This is a genomic window from Ruegeria sp. CDSA089, from assembly GCF_059612205.1.
This window is the reverse complement of sequence record NZ_JBXWQD010000001.1, coordinates 289,512-304,284: the sequence shown is the minus strand read 5'-3', so window position 1 is coordinate 304,284 and position 14,773 is coordinate 289,512. Positions and strand designations below refer to the sequence as shown.

The window sequence follows — 14,773 nt, the reverse complement described above, 5'->3', positions numbered from 1 at the left end:
GGGTATATCAGCGGTTTTCGATATCGACGTAGTCGCGGGTGGTCTCGCCCAGATACAGCTGACGCGGACGACCGATCTTGTTCTGCGGATCGGCGATCATCTCTTTCCACTGGCTGACCCAGCCCACGGTGCGCGACAGGGCAAAGATCGGCGTGAACATCGAGGTCGGGAAGCCCATCGCCTCGAGGATGATGCCCGAATAGAAGTCCACGTTCGGGAACAGCTTTTTCTCGGCAAAATACGGATCTTCCAGAGCCTGCTTTTCCAACGCCTTGGCAACCTGCAGCTTCGGGTTGTCTTCGATACCCAGCAGATCCAGCACTTCGTCGGCGGACTGTTTCATCACCTTGGCGCGCGGGTCAAAGTTCTTGTAGACGCGGTGGCCAAAGCCCATCAGACGGAACGGATCGTTTTTGTCCTTGGCGCGGGCGATGTATTCGGGGATGTTTTCGACCGAGCCAATTTCTTCCAGCATCTCCAGACATGCCTGGTTCGCACCACCATGGGCAGGGCCCCACAGGCAGGCGATGCCAGCCGCAATACAGGCAAACGGGTTGGCACCCGAGCTTGAGGCCAGACGCACGGTCGAGGTCGAGGCGTTCTGCTCGTGATCGGCGTGGAGAGTAAAGATGCGGTCCATCGCGCGGCTGAGGATCGGGTTCACCTCATATTCCTCGGCCGGGACGCTAAAGCACATGCGCAGAAAGTTCGACGCATAGTCCAGATCGTTTCGCGGATATACGAAAGGCTGACCGGTGTGATATTTGTATGCCCAGGCCGCGATGGTCGGCATCTTGGCGATCAGGCGATGCGAGGCAACCTCGCGCTGATGAGGGTCCGAGATATCGGTTGAATCGTGATAGAAGGCCGACATTGCGCCGACGACACCAACCATGATCGCCATCGGGTGCGCATCGCGACGGAATCCACGGTAGAAATACTGCATCTGCTCGTGCAGCATGGTGTGACGCGTGATGGTGGATTCGAATTTTTCCAGAACGGGCGCGGTCGGCAGCTCTCCGTACAGCAGCAGGTAGCAAACCTCGAGGAAGTGGGATTTGCCTGCCAGCTGGTCAATCGGATAGCCACGGTGCAGCAGTTCACCTTTTTCGCCATCAATATAAGTGATTGTGCTGTCACAGCTGGCGGTCGAGGTGAAGCCGGGGTCATAGGTGAACACACCCGCAGTGCCGTACAGCTTGCGGATATCGATTACATCAGGCCCGGCAGTCGGCGAATGAATCGGCAGCTCATATGTTTCGCCATGCACGGTAAGAGTGGCTGATTTGTTGCTGTCGGTCATATTTTCCCTTCCTCAATCTTGCGCAAAACGGAACGCTGTCCGATCCTGCGGGCAACGGATGCGCGCACGCGCGCAGTCCGGGTGTTAGCGGAGCAGCGTTACCCAAATGTGAAGATCGGGTTTAGTTCGCTGCATCAGATAGCCGCGCCAGAGTTTCCTCCTGGCCCAGCACAAGCATCATGTCAAAAACCGAAGGAGTTACGGCCCGACCCGCCAGGACGGCGCGCAACGGCCCCGCCAGCTTGCCGAACTTGACGCCCTTGGCTTCCGCAAAGGAATTCAAGGCTTCCTCCAGTTCGCTCCGCGACCAGCTAACATTTTGCAACTGCGGCGTCAATTCATTCAGTATACCATCGGATACTGATGCCAGCGCCTTGGCCGCTTTCTCATCTGGTTGGATGGGGCGGGAAGTCAGGGCAAAATGGGCCTTTTCAAGCAGTTCCGGGAAGGTGCGGGCCCGATCCTTGAGGCAATACATCGCACGTTCTAGATCACTCGATTGTGTATCGGTTAGCGCTGGCAATTGGGCCGCATCAAGGTAAGTTTCGATTTCCTGCCGCAGTGCAGCATCGTCCGAGATAGCGATATGTTGCCCGCACAGATTTTCTAGCTTTTTCAGATCGAACCGGGCCGGGCTTTTGCCGATCCCGTCCAGATCGAACCATTCCTTCGCCTGTGCGTCGGTGAAAAACTCGTCATCGCCGTGACTCCAGCCCAGACGCGCCAGATAGTTGCGCATGCCGGCCGCAGGATAGCCCATGGCCTGATACTCCTGAGCGCCCAACGCGCCGTGGCGTTTCGACAGTTTCTTGCCGTCGGGCCCATGGATAAGCGGGATATGGGCCCAGACCGGAACGTCCCAGCCCATGGCCTGATAGATCATCATCTGACGCGCTGCGTTGTTCAGGTGGTCGTCGCCCCGGATCACGTGGGTCACACCCATATCGTGATCGTCCACCACCACGGCCAGCATATAAACCGGTGTCCCGTCCGAGCGCAGCAGGATCATGTCATCCAACTGATCATTGCGGATGGTCACGTCCCCCTGAACCTGATCGCGGATCACGGTCGCGCCGTCCTGCGGGGCCTTGATGCGGACCACAAAAGGTGCGTCTGGATGGGTCGCGGCGTCGGCGTCGCGCCAGGGGCTGCGGTACAGGGTCGATTTGCCCTCGGCCTTCGCTTGTTCGCGGAAGGCGGCGATTTCATCTTGGGTGGCAAAGCATTTATACGCCTTGCCCTCGGCCAGCAGCTGGTTGGCCACTTCGGCATGACGCGCCGCGCCCTCGAACTGGCTGATTACATTGCCATCATGGTCCAGACCCAGCCACGCCATACCTTGCAGGATGGCTGCCGTCGCCTCGGGGGTCGAGCGCTCGCGGTCGGTGTCCTCGATCCGCAGCAGGAACTTGCCACCGCGGCCACGGGCATAAAGCCAATTAAACAGCGCGGTGCGCGCGCCGCCGATATGTAGAAAACCGGTGGGCGAGGGGGCGAAACGGGTGACGACCTGATCGGACATTGTGTGGATTAACCTTTTGGTAACCGTGTCGGGCATAGTTTGGCGCCTGTCTAACGAGGCTGAGGGACGGGGGCAACCATGCGTGTTCTGGCCCGGGTCGAAGCCGCATTGCTGAACCAGACCGGGTACCTGTTTCCATGGTCTCCTGTGTGTCTGGCGATGGGGATCGGTCTGTATTTCTCGCTCCGGTTCGAACCGGCTTGGCAAGTCTACGTCTGTCTCGGCGCGGTCGTTCTTGCGGCTTGGGGGTTAGCCCGCAAGGCACGATCCGGCTGGGCCTCGTTGGCAATCGGGGGGGCGCTGATCGCGGTCGGGTTCATACTGGCCGGTATCCGCGCCCATACGGTGGCAGAGCCGGTTTTGTCGTGGCGATACTATGGCCCGGTCGAGGGGCGGGTCGTCGCCATTGACCGCTCTGCGTCGGATGCGCTGCGGGTGACATTGGATCGGGTGCGGATAGGGGATGTGCCCAAGGATCGTCGGCCGCAGCGCGTCCGGCTCTCGCTACATGGCCCAGTGGCGCAGATCGAACCGGGGCAGCGCATCATGACCACAGGGCATCTGTCGCCACCGCAAGGTCCGGTGGAGCCCGGTGGTTTCGACTTTCGCCGCCATGCATGGTTTCAAAGCCTCGGCGCGGTGGGATATACACGCGTACCGGTCCTGACGATTGCCGCAGCAAATCCCGAAGGGGTGCAGATCACAGCGTGGCGTATGGCGATATCCGGGCATGTCCGATCCATCCTGCCTGGTGAGGTCGGAGGTTTCGCCGCAGCCGTCACCACCGGAGATCGCAGCGGTATGGGTCAGAGCACGTTGGAGTCCCTGCGTGCATCCAACCTGGCGCATCTTCTGGCCATTTCGGGCCTGCATATGGGGCTGTTGACGGGCTTTGTGTATCTTGCGCTCCGTATCGGCCTGTCAGCAGTGCCCGTCTTGGCGCTCAGATGGCCTGTGCGCAAACTGGCCGCGATCGGGGCGCTGATAGCGGCGACGGTCTATCTGATGCTGTCAGGCGGTAGCGTTGCGACCGAGCGTGCCTTTGTCATGGCCAGCGTCATGCTGGGGGCGGTACTGATCGACCGTCGGGCCATCTCGTTGCGCGCTGTGGCCGTTGCCGCGCTGATCGTATTGATTCTGAGGCCGGAATCGCTGTTGATCCCCGGTTTTCAGATGTCCTTTGCTGCCACCACCGCTTTGGTGGCCGTCTTCGGCCAATTGCGCGATGTCGGCCAGCTACCCGGACCCAAATGGTTGAAACCAGTAGCTGGGCTGTTCCTGTCCTCTGCCATTGCCGGGCTGGCGACGGCGCCGATCGGTGCTGCGCATTTCAACACGATGTCGCACTATGGGCTGGTGGCAAACATGCTGTCCGTGCCGGTTATGGGCATGGTTGTGGTGCCAGCCGCGGTGGTTGCGGCCTTGCTGGCCCCCTTCGGGCTGGACTCACTGGCGCTGGGGGTGATGGGGCTGGGGCTGGAGTGGATATTGCTGGTGTCCGAACGGGTCTCGGGGTTGGAGGGCGCCGTTGGTCATGTCGCAAGCCCGCCCGGTTACGTGCTGCCTCTCTGTGCATGTGGAGCGTTGTGGATCGCCCTTTGGCAAGGGCGTTCAAGATGGCTGGGGGTCAGCGCCGTGGCGGCTGCCTTTTTGCTGTGGGGGCAAGGCCAACGCCCCGAGGTTCTGATTGCTGATTCAGGCGGGCTGGTGGGCGTCATGACCGATCAAGGCCGCGCGCTGAGCAAGGAAAAAGGCAGCGGATTTATTGCGACGGTCTGGCTGGAAAACGATGGGGACGGGGTGGGGCAGCCCAATGCCGCGGCGCGTTGGCCTGAACCGAGTGCGATCCAGCGGTATTCATGGCGCGGGAAAGAGCTGATTCACCTGACGGGAAAACGAGCAGCCTCGGGTTTTGGGGACTGCACGTCGAACCAGATCGTGATTGCTGCCGTGGAGGTTGATCTGAAGGGGGACTGTGATCTCTATGATCCTGCGCGGCTGTTACAAACCGGCAGTCTTGCCCTGTCTGGAAGTAAGGTCATGACCAGCCGAAAGATTGTCGGAGACCGGCTGTGGTCTCCGAAAACACGCGGCGACAAACGGGCTCAGTAGCTTCGGATCAGGCCGACCAACCGGCCTTGTACCTTGACCTTGTCCTCGGACAGCACTCGGGTTTCGTAGGCGGGGTTCGCGGCCTCAAGCGCAATCGCATGCCCACGCCGGAAAAACCGCTTTAGCGTGGCTTCCTGATCTTCGACCAGCGCCACGACGATATCGCCATTATCCGCGACCGAGGTTTCTCGGATCACCACGACGTCCCCGTCATTGATTCCGGCGTCGATCATGGAATCACCCCGCACCTCAAGCGCGTAATGCTCACCCTTGCCAGAGACCATTGTGCCCGGCACTGCAACACGGTGCGAGACATGGCTGATCGCCTCAATCGGGACACCGGCGGCGATGCGACCCATGACGGGCAATTCCATTGCGTCAACGGTCACGGGGTCAAAATTGGCTGGGCGCGGGCCATCGGGCCTGTCGCCTTCGATCACACGCGGCTTGAATGCGGCCGTAGGCTCACCCCCAAGGCTTTCGGGCAGTTTCACAATCTCAATCGCACGGGCGCGGTGGGCGAGGCGACGAATAAAGCCGCGTTCCTCGAGCGCGGTGATCAATCTGTGGATGCCGGACTTGGACCGCAGGTCCAGCGCCGCCTTCATCTCGTCAAAACTGGGGGGAACACCATCCGCTTGAACGCGTTTGTGGATGAATTCCAACAAATCCAACTGCTTCTTGGTCAGCATTGCTCACACCTCGTCGGTCATGCGTTTTCTTTTGTTCTACGCATGTTCACGTTTTGTGTCAATGGTTTTGGCGCATCAGATCGGCAGGTACTGAACCTCGTCCCCAGCCGAGCGCGCAGGGTCATCGGGCGGGCGCACTAACAGGGCGTTGGCTTGTGCTAGAACGCTTAGCAGCGAACTGTCCTGATCATCGCAGGCGCGGATGCCTTCATGGTCCAAAACGGCGCGCATGTAGTGTTCACGTGGCCCGTTCTGGCTGATGTCGGCCGCCAGTTTTGCAGTGCGGAAGGGTTGAAGAACCTCTTCAATTCCCAACATCCGGCGGATCATCGGAACAAGGAAGAGATAGCCGCAAACCATTGCACTCACAGGATTTCCCGGCAGCCCAATCATCGCGCTTTGCCCTAATCGTCCGGCCATCAGAGGCTTCCCGGGACGCATCCGGATTTTGTAGAAGGCGCGGTCCATCCCCAAATTGCTTGAGACATCAGAGACCAAGTCGTAATCACCGACCGATGCGCCACCGATCGTCACGACCAGATCGGCCCCTTCAGCCAAACCAAACGCGGTTTCCAGAGACGATTGCGTGTCGCACGCTATCGGCAGGACTCGCACATGTGCTCCGGTCTTCTCTAGCAGTGCCTTCAGGCCGAATGTATTGGACGCGATGATTTGATCTGGTCCGGGGATCTCGCCCGGCAAGACCAATTCGTCTCCGGTCGAGATCAGCGCGACGACTGGTTTTCGCGTAACGGGTACTTCCGCGATGTTCATTGCGGCCATCAGCGCAACATCTTCGGGTCGCAACTGTCTGGGTGCGCTTATTTTTGTGCCGCTTTTGAAGTCGACCCCGGCGGGGCGGATGTTGGTCTTTTCCCCCGGCTCGTCGGTGATGGTTAACAGATCGTCGCGTCGGTCTGTGTCCTCTTGGATCACGACGAAATCGGCTCCGTCAGGAACGGGTGCGCCGGTAAAGATGCGCACGGCTTGTCCCGGACCCACTGTGCCTTGAAACCGCCGCCCAGCTGCTGCTTCGCCGACGACCTTGAACATGGCGTGCAGTTCGACCTCTGCGGCTTTGACCGCGTAACCATCCATCGACGAGGCCGCAAAGGGTGGTTGATCCCGTGTGGCAACGACGTCAGCGGCGAGGCACCGGCCTGCAGAGTCGGCCAAGGAAACGGTTTTGGAGGGCAGGGGCGAAACCAGCTTGAACAGCAGCGCGCGGGCGTCTTCGACTGAGATCATGACGCCTCGTATCGCCCTGATTTACCACCATCTTTCAGCAATACGCGAATGCCGCCGATCTCCATCGCTTTGTCCACAGCCTTGGTCATGTCATAGACGGTCAAGGCGGCGGTCGAGGCGGCCGTCAACGCTTCCATCTCGACGCCCGTCTGGCCCGAGGTCTTGACGGTCGCCTCAATCTGCACACCGGGCAAGTCCGGGTCCAACGTCAGTTCAACCGCGACCTTGGTGACAGGCAGCGGGTGACATAGTGGGATAAGGTCCGGCGTTTTCTTGGCGCCCATGATTCCGGCCAGTCGGGCCACGCCCAGAACATCGCCCTTCTTTGCCCGGCCTTCTGATATCAAATCAAAGGTTTCCTGCGCCATTTTAATGTGTCCGGCAGCAACGGCGACCCGGTCTGTAACCGCCTTTTCGGACACGTCGACCATATGCGCCTGACCCTGTGCATCGAAATGAGTTAGGGGCATCACATCACTCCGGGGATGAGAGGATTGGCCAGCAGGTGGCGCGTAGCCGAGGCGACGTCGTCTTGACGCATCAGGCTTTCGCCGATCAGGAAACTGCGCGCTCCATAGCGGGCCATATCTGAAAGGTCGTCGGGGGTGCTTAGACCGCTTTCGCAGACAATAGTGCGATCGCCAGGCACCAGTTTTGACAAGCGACGGGTGGTATCAAGAGTTGTCTCGAACGTCTTGAGATTGCGGTTGTTTATCCCGATCAGAGGGCTTTTAAGGCCGGTCGCACGCTCAAGCTCTTCCTCGTCATGCACCTCGATCAGAACGTCCATGCCCCAGTCGAAAGCGGTCTGTTCCAACTCTGCGGCCTGAGCGTCCTCGACTGAGGCCATGATGATAAGGATACAATCTGCCCCCAGTGCACGCGCTTCGACCACCTGATAGGGGTCATACATGAAATCCTTGCGCAGTGCAGGCAGCGAACAGGCGGCACGCGCAGCTGTTAGGAACGGTTTGTTGCCCTGAAAGCTGGGTGTGTCGGTCAATACGGACAGACAAGTGGCCCCACCCTCCGCATAGGCTTTGGCCAAGGCGGGTGGGTCAAAATCGGGACGGATCAGGCCCTTGGATGGGCTGGCTTTCTTGATCTCTGCAATCAGGCCATACCCTGTGCGGGCAGCGGTTTGAATGGCTGCAGTAAACCCGCGTGTCTCACCGGCTTCTCGCGCTTCTTCTTCGAGCGTTTCCAGCGATTTATACGTCTTATCTGATGCAACTTCCTCAAGCTTGTAGGCTTTGATTTTATCCAGTACCGTCCCGGTCATGCGGCCTCCTGAGTAATACGGGCCACAATGGCAATTTTGTCTTTCGCGTTTCCGCTATCGATGCTCTCGGCTGCCTTGGCAACCCCTTCCTTGAGGTCCGAGGCTGCATCCGCAACCACCAGCGCGGCTGCGGCATTCAGCAAAACCGCATCCCGATAGGCCGAGGGCTGGCCGTCCAGCAACGCCCGGAACGCAACCGCGTTTTCTTCGGGGGTGCCACCCAAGATGTCCTCGAAAGGGTGAACCGGCAGGCCAGCGTCCTCGGGGTGCAATTCGACCTCTTTGACGCGTCCATCCTCTAGCGCGGCAACCCAGCTTACGCCGGTGATGGTCAACTCATCCGTTCCGTCGGATCCATGTACCAACCAGGCGCGGTCGGCGCCCAGCAGACCCAAAGTCTCAGCCATCGGGCGGATCAGATCGCGGCTAAACGCGCCGGTCAGTTGCCGTTTGACGCCTGCGGGGTTGGTCAGCGGGCCAAGAATATTGAAGATCGTGCGAGTCCCAAGCTCTTGCCGTGTCGGCATGACATGGGCGATCGCCGGGTGGTGCATCGGGGCCATCATGAACCCGATCCCGGCCTCTTGCAGCGCCTTTTCAACGGTTTCCGGGCCGACCATAACGTTGATCCCCAGCTGCCCCAGCGCGTCAGCGGCCCCGGATTTCGAGCTGAGGTTGCGGTTTCCGTGCTTAGCTACTGTCACCCCGGCGCCGGCAACCACAAAAGCGGTTGCGGTCGAGATGTTCAGAGTGCCTTTGCCGTCTCCGCCAGTGCCGACGATGTCCATCGCGCCCTCGGGCGCTTGGACTGCGTTGCATTTGGCGCGCATGACAGCGGCGGCGGCGGCGTATTCCTCGACTGTTTCGCCCCGGGTGCGCATGGCCATCAGCAGCCCACCGATCTGGCTGGGCGTGGCAGCACCGTCAAACAGAATGCCAAAGGCCTGTTCAGCCTCGGCGCGGGTCAGGGGCCGGTCGGCGGCGGCCCCGATCAGCGGTTTCAGAGCGTCGCTCATGCGGGAACTTTCATCTCGGACAAGAAATTTTTGAGCAGGGCGTGGCCGTGCTCGGATGCGATGGATTCTGGGTGGAACTGAACGCCATGAATGGGCAATTCTTTATGTTGCAGACCCATGATGGTGCCGTCCTCCAATTCTGCCGTGATTTCAAGGCAGTCGGGCAGGGTGTTACGGTCCACAACCAGCGAGTGATAGCGCGTCGCCTCAAACGGCGATGGCAGCCCTGCGAACAGACCTTTGCTTGTATGGTGCATGGTGCCCATCTTGCCGTGGACGATCTCGTGACAGCGGATGACGTCGCCACCAAAAGCCTGACCGATTGTCTGATGTCCAAGGCACACACCCATCAGCGGTGTCTGGGTTTCTGCCGCAGCTTGGGTCAGGGCCAGGCAGATGCCGGCCTGATCAGGGTCACAGGGGCCAGGGCTGAGCAGGATGCCCGCGGGGTTCATGGCCATCGCTTCTTGCACATCCAAAGCGTCGTTGCGCCGGATCACCGTTTCGGCCCCAAGTTCGCCTAAATAGTGGACGAGGTTGTAGGTAAACGAGTCGTAGTTGTCGATCAGCAGCAGCATGTGAGCACTTGTCTTAGATTGGGCATTTCGGACTGGCGATGCAGCCCCGAGCCGCGATATAATGTCGGGACATACATGCTCAGGCTTGCGGGGCAGCGTCAAGAGGACATCCGACCTGACGCGCCTGCAAGGTGAGTGTCGCAGAAGACGGCACATTGACAGTCGACGCAGGAATTGGACGAGAGGCAATTATTATGGGCGGATTTGTGGGTGGAATGATCGCAGGTGCGGTCGTTGTATTGCTGCTGGGCGCGGCGTTGTCGCTGAATACCCCCCTGACGCGAAAACCGGAGGTGGTTGAAAAAGCCCCTGAACCGGCCGAAATCGAAGCCCCGCAAGTGACCGAGGCCGAGGTTGGTACGATCGCCGATGCCGATGTTTTAACGCTGCCTGCCCCTGATCCGGCCCCGGCGGATGCGCCCGACACTGTGGCGGGGCTGTCCGAAGTTGAAAACGCGCCGAACACTGTCCCCGAAGTGAATGAGACCGCCGCTCAGGTGGACAGCGCCGAGCAGGTTGAAACCACCGACGTGGCCATTGCAACTGAAGCTCCTGTTGCCCCACAGGCTCCGACCTCTCCTCAAGTTCCTGAAGCACTGGCCGAGGCTCCGCTGGCCGAAGACGTGCCTGCTGTTATTGAGGAGGCTCCGACACCTCCGGCCCCTGTCGAAGAGGTGGTTGTGGAAGAGGTTGCGCCAGCGGAAGACACTCCGGTTTCCGAGCCGTTGCCCGAGGTGGCCGCCGTTGAGCCGGAACCGGAAACGCAAGACCCCGTTGCGGTTGAGCCGAAGGATGAAGAACCGACCCGTACCCTGCCGCGTATTGCCGCTGTGCCCCAGATCGGTGCCGATCAGGCCACCGAGGGTACTCAGGGCGTCGGCCGGCGCGTTGTTCCCCTGACCGAGCGGGACGGCGGTGAACCCGTTGATGAAACCGCCGACGCGGCCCCAGTTTCTGACAAGCCGATCGAGGCTTATGCCGCCGAATTCGACCAACCCGGCTCGGTGCCACTGATGTCGATCATTCTGATCGACGACGAAGGCGCGTATGGGGCCGAAGCGTTGCAGGACTTCCCTTATCCGATCAGCTTTGCCATCAGCCCGTCCGACCCCGAAGCTGCGGAAAAGATGGCCCGTTACCGCGCGGCAGGATTTGAGGTTCTGGCGATGGCGGACCTGCCCAAAGAAGCCAGCGCGCAGGATGCCGAGGTCTCGCTGTCTGTATGGCTGGATATGCTACCTGAAACGGTTGGCATCCTTGAAGGGGTCGATACGGGGATTCAGGGCAACCGCAAGCTGGCTGATCAAGTTGCGGCTATCGCAGGCGGCACTGGTCGCGGGTTGATCACTCAAGACAATGGGTTGAACACGGTGCAGAAACTGGCCGCGCGGAATGGCATTCCGTCCAGCGTAATCTTCCGTGATATCGACGGTGCGCGGCAGGAACCGAAAGTGATGCGTCGCTTTCTGGATCAGGCGGCCTTCCGCGCCGGGCAAGAAGGTTCGGTCGTGATGTTGGGTCGTTTGCGCCCCGACACGATCTCGGCATTGTTGGTTTGGGGATTGGAGGATCGTGGCGGCCGCGTGACGATGGCACCGATCTCGGCCGTGATGAAGCGACAGGTTCAATAGGCGCGGTAACTGCGCCTATTTTCAGCTATTGCCCGAACCGGTGAAGCGCGCCGCATCCTCAGCAGCGCGGCGGATGGCGTTGGATTTATGGACTGTTTCCATGAACTCGGCCTCAGGGTCGCTGTCATAGACCACACCGCCCCCGGCTTGGATGTAAAGCTTTTGATCCTTCACGATGGCTGTGCGCAGGGCGATACACATATCCATGTCGCCTCCCGCGCTGAAATAGCCGACACCGCCGCCATAGATACCGCGCTTTTCGGGTTCCAGCTCATCAATGATCTCCATCGCCCGCACTTTCGGTGCGCCTGAGACGGTCCCGGCGGGCATGCCGGCGAAGAAAGCGTCCAGCGCGTCTTTGTCGTCGGCCAGCTCTCCGACCACGTTCGAGACGATGTGCATCACGTGGCTGTAGCGTTCGATGATGAACTCTTCGGTCGGGCGGACAGTGCCAATCTTGGACACGCGCCCCGTATCGTTGCGGCCCAGATCCAGCAGCATCAGATGCTCGGCCAGTTCTTTCTTGTCGGCCAGCAGGTCGACCTCATTCGCCTTGTCCTCTTCGGGCGTCGCACCCCGAGGGCGGGTGCCTGCAATGGGACGGATCGTGACCTCATTGCCGAAGACACGCACCAGAATTTCTGGGCTGGCGCCGACGACCTGAAATCCGCCGAAGTTGAAATAAAACATGAAGGGCGACGGGTTGGTCCGACGCAACGAACGGTAGAGCGCAAAGGGCGGCTGGGGGAAATCCTGCGTCCAGCGCTGCGCCGGGACGACCTGAAAGATATCGCCCGCGCGGATGTATTCCTTGGCTTTTTCAACCGCTTCCATGTAGCCGGACTTGGTGAAGTTCGACTGCGGAGTCGCGACTTCCGATGCATCGCCAAGATCGCGCGATTCAGCAGGCATGGCGCGTTCCAGATCCCGCACGGCGTCCATGACACGCTCGGCGGCCTGTGCATAGGCCGCTTTGGCCGATTGCCCTTCGCTGACCCAGGCGGGCGAAACAACCGTAACCTCACCCTTGACGCCGTCCAGCACAGCTACGACGGACGGGCGCAGCATCACCGCATCAGGCAGCCCAAGCGGATCAGGGTTCACATTGGGCAGGTATTCCACCAGCCGCACCATGTCATAGCCCAGATATCCAAACAGCCCGGCAGCGGCCTGCGGCAGATCATCGGGCAGGTCGATCCGGCTTTCGGCCAGCAATGCCCGCAGGTTGTCCATGGGATTGCCGGTTTGCGGATCGAAAGCTTCGGGGTCGAAGCGGGCGGAACGGTTCAGTTCAGACGCTTCCCCCCGGCAACGCCAGATCAGATCGGGCTTCATTCCGATGATCGAGTACCGGCCGCGCACCTCGCCTCCTGTCACTGATTCCAGCATGAACGCGTCTTTCTGCGCGCCCGTCAGCTTGAGCATCAGCGACACCGGCGTATCCAGATCAGCGGCCAATCGGGTGTAAACGACCTGGTTCTCGCCTGCCTCATAGGCGCGGGCGAAGCTGTCGTATTCAGGTGTCAGGGCCATAGGGGTCTCTTAGTAGCTCGCTTGGACAGCGTTCAGGGCCTGTTGATCCACGACGGGACGGGCGCGAACCTGTGCGTCACGGACATAGGCGTCGAAAATATTCTGAGCCAGAGCTTGGTTCAACTGCGCCGCAAGGGCTTCGCGTGCCTGACGCAACTCGTCTGTCTCATCAGGCGGCAAAAGCTCTTCGAGCCGCACAACAAAGGCAGTACCAGTGCCAGGGATCACGCGCAGCTCATCCAGTTCCATGTCAAACACGTCCGACATGAAGGTTGCGGGAACGTCATCCAGAAAAGCGGTCCGGGTCAGGGCGTTTTCCACGCGGAAGGGCAGGCCGGTTTCAGTGAAATCGCCATTGCTCTCAAGCTGTGCAAGAACGGTTTTGGCCTGCTCTTCCAGCGCCTTGTCCGTCTCTGCCTGCACCCATGCGGCAATCACGCGCTCCCGGGCGCTGTCCAGGGGTTCCGGGCGGCGGGGCAGAACTTCGTCCAGTCGCAGGGCAAAGATTGAGCCGTCCTCAAGGAACGCAACTTCGGGGAAATCGCCTTCGTTCACGTCCTGTGCGGCAACGCGGAACCCGTCATAAGCGGCCACGCCATCTTCGCTTTGCCGAGTCCAGTCGATCTGGCCCAGTTCCATCTCAGTCTCGCCCACCAGCTCTTCCAAGGTGGCACCACCCGCCAGCAGGTCGTTGATGTCTTCGGCTTGCGCCTCGATCTGGCGGCGGGCACGGTCAGCGGCCAGTTCTTCACGCAAAATTGGAGCGGCGTCTTCGAACGCAATGATGTTTTCCGCCAGCGTGCCGTTGATGCGGAACAGTGCCGGGCCCAGAGGCGACGGAAGGGGGCCAACAACATCGTCCAGTTCGGCGGCAAATACGCCGTCGGCCGCGTCGCCAAGATCGTCCCGGGTCACGTCACCCAGATCGACATCGCTGAGTTCAAGATCGCGGTCGCGCACCAGTGTTTCGAACGTTGTGCCGCCGACAGCGATTTGCGCCATGGCGGTCTCGGCAGCGGCCTCGTCCGAAAATGGCAGACGTTCGACCAAACGTCGCGCGGGCTGTTGGAATTCCTCCGAGCGCTGATCATAGAGGCGGCGCACCGCGTCCTCATCCACCTCAACGCTGTCCAGCAGCATGTCGGGTGACAGTATTGCATAGGTCAGCCGCTTGGTGCGGGGCAGGGTGAAAAGGTCGGCATTGTCGTCGTAAAAAGTTTGAACCTGCGCATCGGTGGGCTGTCCGATTGGCTCAGACAGGGCGTCCGGGCTGACGGTCGCAACAGTAAAGCTGCGTCGCGCGCCGACGAAATTGGTCATCACATCTGTCAGGGTCTGGGGCATCTCGACGCCGCCCATGATCGCGCCCTGCACGATGGTGCGTGCAGATTCCTTGCGCAGATCGGATTCGAATTCGCTGTCGGTCAGGCCAACCTGATCAAGCTGAAACTCATACGAGTCGCGGTCGAAACTTCCATCCACCCCCTGAAAGGCCGGGATGGCCAGAATTTCCTTCTGCAGGTTCTCATCCCCGATCGAAAGGCCCAGCAGACCGACCTCATTATCCAGCGCGGCAAGCGCGGTCAGGCGCGAGAGGGCAAGCTGGTCCAGCCCGAACTCATGCGCCTGCGAGATTTGCATCGGTTGCCCGGTCTGACTTTCGACGGCGCGGATTTCGCGTTGAAGCTCACGCACATAATCGTTGATCGAGATATCTTCGTTGCCTACCTGCGCGACACTGCGCGCGGTTCCGGTCAGGCTTGTGGCCCCGAACCCGGCAAGGCCCAGCATCAAAAGACCCATCAGGATCCAGACAAAGGTCTTTGAAAGGTTTTTCATGCCTGCGGCCATGGTGC

At 60.3% G+C, this 14,773-nt stretch carries 12 protein-coding genes; 2 read left to right on the top strand and 10 right to left on the bottom strand.

Translation table 11 applies throughout. The features are described from left to right. Positions 1–7 precede the first annotated feature (7 nt). Both gltA and gltX read right to left on the bottom strand, forming a co-directional pair. A complete protein-coding gene (gene gltA, locus AC2FJ6_RS01535) occupies positions 8–1,303 on the bottom strand; it encodes a citrate synthase (RefSeq protein WP_170774233.1) in 1,296 nt (431 codons plus the stop codon). Positions 1,304–1,424: 121 nt separating this feature from the next. Continuing rightward, positions 1,425–2,825 (bottom strand): glutamate--tRNA ligase, encoded by a 1,401-nt coding sequence (gene gltX, locus AC2FJ6_RS01530; RefSeq protein WP_170774614.1) that lies wholly within the window; start codon positions 2,823–2,825, stop codon positions 1,425–1,427. Positions 2,826–2,903: 78 nt separating this feature from the next. Here gltX and AC2FJ6_RS01525 point away from each other — a divergent pair, with 78 nt between their 5' ends. Beyond that, positions 2,904–4,937, top strand: coding sequence for a ComEC/Rec2 family competence protein (locus AC2FJ6_RS01525; protein WP_170774230.1), 2,034 nt, complete (start codon positions 2,904–2,906; stop codon positions 4,935–4,937). On the opposite strand, the gene lexA is transcribed toward AC2FJ6_RS01525, so the two are convergent. The 6 genes from lexA to AC2FJ6_RS01495 all read right to left on the bottom strand — a co-directional run bounded on the left by lexA (position 4,931) and on the right by AC2FJ6_RS01495 (position 9,753). After that, positions 4,931–5,629: a transcriptional repressor LexA gene (lexA, locus tag AC2FJ6_RS01520; RefSeq protein WP_170774228.1), complete on the bottom strand. Its 699-nt coding sequence runs from the start codon at positions 5,627–5,629 to the stop codon at positions 4,931–4,933. The two genes, AC2FJ6_RS01525 and lexA, sit on opposite strands and share 7 nt — an antisense overlap. Before the next feature lie 75 nt (positions 5,630–5,704). Continuing rightward, complete coding sequence (locus tag AC2FJ6_RS01515; RefSeq protein ID WP_170774226.1) at positions 5,705–6,877, bottom strand: molybdopterin molybdotransferase MoeA; 1,173 nt, start codon at positions 6,875–6,877, stop codon at positions 5,705–5,707. Continuing rightward, positions 6,874–7,347, bottom strand: a complete 474-nt coding sequence (gene moaC / locus AC2FJ6_RS01510) for a cyclic pyranopterin monophosphate synthase MoaC (protein ID WP_170774224.1) — start codon at positions 7,345–7,347, stop codon at positions 6,874–6,876. The genes AC2FJ6_RS01515 and moaC overlap by 4 nt, the downstream gene beginning before the upstream one ends. After that, positions 7,347–8,159 carry an indole-3-glycerol phosphate synthase TrpC gene (gene trpC, locus AC2FJ6_RS01505; RefSeq protein WP_170774222.1) on the bottom strand — a complete coding sequence of 271 codons (813 nt, stop codon included), beginning with the start codon at positions 8,157–8,159 and terminating at the stop codon, positions 7,347–7,349. The genes moaC and trpC overlap by 1 nt, the downstream gene beginning before the upstream one ends. Then, the gene (trpD, locus tag AC2FJ6_RS01500; protein ID WP_170774220.1) at positions 8,156–9,175 is read right to left on the bottom strand and encodes an anthranilate phosphoribosyltransferase; all 1,020 of its coding nucleotides are present in this window, start codon (positions 9,173–9,175) and stop codon (positions 8,156–8,158) included. The genes trpC and trpD overlap by 4 nt, the downstream gene beginning before the upstream one ends. After that, on the bottom strand, positions 9,172–9,753 hold the full coding sequence (locus tag AC2FJ6_RS01495) for an anthranilate synthase component II (RefSeq protein ID WP_170774219.1): 582 nt from the start codon (positions 9,751–9,753) through the stop codon (positions 9,172–9,174). The genes trpD and AC2FJ6_RS01495 overlap by 4 nt, the downstream gene beginning before the upstream one ends. Before the next feature lie 194 nt (positions 9,754–9,947). Between AC2FJ6_RS01495 and AC2FJ6_RS01490 the strand changes: the two genes are divergently transcribed. Further along, positions 9,948–11,384: a divergent polysaccharide deacetylase family protein gene (locus AC2FJ6_RS01490; protein ID WP_170774217.1), complete on the top strand. Its 1,437-nt coding sequence runs from the start codon at positions 9,948–9,950 to the stop codon at positions 11,382–11,384. 21 nt (positions 11,385–11,405) lie between these two features. On the opposite strand, the gene trpE is transcribed toward AC2FJ6_RS01490, so the two are convergent. Continuing rightward, on the bottom strand, positions 11,406–12,917 hold the full coding sequence (gene trpE / locus AC2FJ6_RS01485; RefSeq protein WP_170782456.1) for an anthranilate synthase component I: 1,512 nt from the start codon (positions 12,915–12,917) through the stop codon (positions 11,406–11,408). Between the two features lie 9 nt (positions 12,918–12,926). Then, the gene (locus tag AC2FJ6_RS01480) at positions 12,927–14,768 is read right to left on the bottom strand and encodes a peptidyl-prolyl cis-trans isomerase (RefSeq protein WP_170774213.1); all 1,842 of its coding nucleotides are present in this window, start codon (positions 14,766–14,768) and stop codon (positions 12,927–12,929) included. Between the last annotated feature and the right edge of the window lie 5 nt (positions 14,769–14,773).

Excerpts from the sequence above, each read along its gene's own strand:
- gltA (WP_170774233.1), bottom strand. The coding sequence starts at position 1,303 with ATGACCGACAGCAACAAATCAGCCACTCTTACCGTGCATGGCGAAACA.
- gltX (WP_170774614.1), bottom strand. The coding sequence starts at position 2,825 with ATGTCCGATCAGGTCGTCACCCGTTTCGCCCCCTCGCCCACCGGTTTT.
- AC2FJ6_RS01525 (WP_170774230.1), top strand. The coding sequence starts at position 2,904 with ATGCGTGTTCTGGCCCGGGTCGAAGCCGCATTGCTGAACCAGACCGGG.
- lexA (WP_170774228.1), bottom strand. The coding sequence starts at position 5,629 with ATGCTGACCAAGAAGCAGTTGGATTTGTTGGAATTCATCCACAAACGC.
- AC2FJ6_RS01515 (WP_170774226.1), bottom strand. The coding sequence starts at position 6,877 with ATGATCTCAGTCGAAGACGCCCGCGCGCTGCTGTTCAAGCTGGTTTCG.
- moaC (WP_170774224.1), bottom strand. The coding sequence starts at position 7,347 with ATGCCCCTAACTCATTTCGATGCACAGGGTCAGGCGCATATGGTCGAC.
- trpC (WP_170774222.1), bottom strand. The coding sequence starts at position 8,159 with ATGACCGGGACGGTACTGGATAAAATCAAAGCCTACAAGCTTGAGGAA.
- trpD (WP_170774220.1), bottom strand. The coding sequence starts at position 9,175 with ATGAGCGACGCTCTGAAACCGCTGATCGGGGCCGCCGCCGACCGGCCC.
- AC2FJ6_RS01495 (WP_170774219.1), bottom strand. The coding sequence starts at position 9,753 with ATGCTGCTGCTGATCGACAACTACGACTCGTTTACCTACAACCTCGTC.
- AC2FJ6_RS01490 (WP_170774217.1), top strand. The coding sequence starts at position 9,948 with ATGGGCGGATTTGTGGGTGGAATGATCGCAGGTGCGGTCGTTGTATTG.
- trpE (WP_170782456.1), bottom strand. The coding sequence starts at position 12,917 with ATGGCCCTGACACCTGAATACGACAGCTTCGCCCGCGCCTATGAGGCA.
- AC2FJ6_RS01480 (WP_170774213.1), bottom strand. The coding sequence starts at position 14,768 with ATGGCCGCAGGCATGAAAAACCTTTCAAAGACCTTTGTCTGGATCCTG.